This window comes from Streptomyces flaveus (assembly GCF_014647675.1).
GTDB lineage: Bacteria > Actinomycetota > Actinomycetes > Streptomycetales > Streptomycetaceae > Streptomyces > Streptomyces flaveus.
Genome location: NZ_BMPQ01000101.1, coordinates 1 through 625, shown reverse-complemented (window position 1 = coordinate 625; position 625 = coordinate 1). Strand labels below are relative to the sequence as shown.

2 protein-coding genes are annotated in these 625 nt (G+C 70.1%); both read left to right on the top strand.

Going from position 1 to position 625, the window contains the following annotated elements:
* On the top strand, window positions 1–347 hold a 347-nt coding region (locus IEZ21_RS47160), incomplete at its 5' end, for a DUF7134 domain-containing protein (RefSeq protein WP_444544985.1).
* A complete protein-coding gene (locus IEZ21_RS46970) occupies window positions 269–517 on the top strand; it encodes a hypothetical protein (protein WP_189327924.1) in 249 nt (82 codons plus the stop codon). The genes IEZ21_RS47160 and IEZ21_RS46970, both read left to right, overlap by 79 nt.
* Window positions 518–625 lie beyond the last annotated feature (108 nt).

Genomic DNA, 625 nt, shown 5'->3' with positions numbered 1-625 from the left:
CCTATACGACGTTGTTCTACGACACGGGCTACGACCAACTCATCGGCCTCTCCATGGCGTTGGCCGTGGTGTTTCGCCGTCGTGCTCCTCTGACCGTCATGGCGGTCGTCGCCGCCCTCGCCCTGACGCAGTATCTGCTGGCGGCCCTCGCCGAGCCGCTGGCGGGGGAACTCACCGGGTACGACATCGCCGTCCTCATCGCGATGGTGACGGTGGTGAGCCGTGCCGAGGAGATGTGGAGGGCGTACACCGCCGGTGGCATCGTCTCGTGGGCAACGTGCTGGCCTTCGGCGGGATCTCCTCGCTCAGTTCGGCGGCCGACTGGGACGAGTTCAGCGAGAACCTGACCTTCACCGGCATCTGCGCGGCGGTGTGGCTGACCGCGTACGTACTGCGGACCCGTCGGCTGTTGGTGGCGGCCTTGGAGGAGCGTGCCGCCGGCGCCGAGCGGGAGCGTGCCCACCTCGTCCGGCTGGCCGCCGTCGAGCCGAGCTGCTGCGGCGGCTGGCACCCGTGACCGTCCTCGTGCCCGAGGACACCTGCCCCGCGGCGCTGCTCGAAGCGGGTGCCACCAACGTCCTGGCGCGCAGCATGCCGGTCGAGGAACTGGCCGCCAGGCTGGTGG